The 1,437-nt window shown below is 62.7% G+C and carries 1 protein-coding gene and 1 pseudogene; both read left to right on the top strand.

Going from position 1 to position 1,437, the window contains the following annotated elements:
- Nucleotides 1-580, top strand: a 580-nt coding sequence (locus I6F17_RS37380) for a flagellin (protein ID WP_275970758.1), incomplete at its 5' end; no start/stop codon positions are given.
- Nucleotides 581-938: 358 nt separating this feature from the next.
- Nucleotides 939-1,437, top strand: a pseudogene (locus I6F17_RS37375) (flagellin); the annotation flags it as partial.

Raw genomic sequence — 1,437 nt, 5'->3', positions numbered from 1 at the left:
GATCGGCGGCACGCTGACCTCGTCGCTGACGTTCTCGACGGCTTCCAGCCCCGTCCAGGACGTCGTCGCGCAGACCTCGCGTGCCAATCTGGTGTCTCAGTTCAACAACATCCTGAACCAGATCGACACGACCGCGCAGGACTCCTCGTTCAACGGCGTCAATCTCTTGAACGGCGACCAGCTCAAGCTGGTGTTCGACGAGACCGGCAAGTCGAACCTCAGCATCACCGGCGTGACCTACAACTCCAAGGGTCTGGGCCTCGCCTCGCTGACCAGCGGTGTCGACTTCATCGACAACGCTGCCACCAACAAGGTGCTGACCAACCTCAACGCCGCCTCGAGCACGCTGCGCTCGCAGGCCTCGAGCCTCGGCTCGAACCTCTCGGTGGTGCAGGTTCGTCAGGACTTCAACAAGAGCCTGATCAACGTGCTGCAGACCGGCTCGTCCAACCTGACCCTGGCCGACACCAATGTTGAGGCGGCCAACAGCCAGGCGCTGTCGACCCGCCAGTCGATCGCGGTCTCCGCGCTGTCGCTGGCCAACCAGTCGCAGCAGAGCGTGCTGCAACTGCTCCGCTAAGTCGCGGACGACATCGCAAGCAAGATCCGGCGGCGGGGCTTCGGCCCCGCCGCTTTCTTTTTGCGCCGGCACCAGAATGCCCTCTGGCACGATGGAGGCGATGCCTTCGGGTCGGGCGAATTGCTCACCCTGAGTTATGGTTGACAAGTAGCAAACGCTTCATCGGTGCATGAAAAACATCATCTGATCATGACGATAGGGGCCGAGCCCATCTGGCCGTACTGCCCTTATGGTGAATCCGGACGAGGACTGGCGCGACTCGCTTCATGCTTTGTTAGCCCACAACGTTCACCGTCCCGGCCATCGATTAATCCTAATCGAAGTTTTGTTGCGTTGCGTACCAGAAGGGTAACACTCAATGTCCGGTATCGTCCTCTCCGCATCGGTTCGTCAGAACCTGCTCTCCCTCCAGTCCACCGCTGATCTTCTCGCCACCACCCAGAGCCGTCTGTCGACCGGCAAGAGCGTCAACTCGGCCCTGGACAATCCCACCAACTTCTTCACGGCCCAGTCGCTCGACAACCGCGCCAGCGACATCAACAATCTGCTCGACGGCATCGCCAACGGCGTGCAGGTGCTGCAGGCCGCCAACACCGGCATCACCTCGCTGCAGAAGCTGATCGACAGCGCCAAGTCGATCGCCAACCAGGCGCTGCAGACCACCGTCGGCTACTCCACCAAGTCCAACGTCTCGACCACCATCTCCGGTGCGACGGCGGCCGACCTGCGCGGCACGACCTCCTACGCCAGCGCGACGGCGAACAGCAACGTCGTGTATAGCGGCGCGGCCGGCGGCACCACCGCGGCGACCGGCACCACGACGCTCGGCGCCACCATCGGCGTCTTCGCCAGCACGG

Source organism: Bradyrhizobium sp. NBAIM18, assembly GCF_020193825.1.
GTDB lineage: Bacteria > Pseudomonadota > Alphaproteobacteria > Rhizobiales > Xanthobacteraceae > Bradyrhizobium > Bradyrhizobium yuanmingense.
This window is presented reverse-complemented; position numbering and strand designations above follow the sequence as displayed.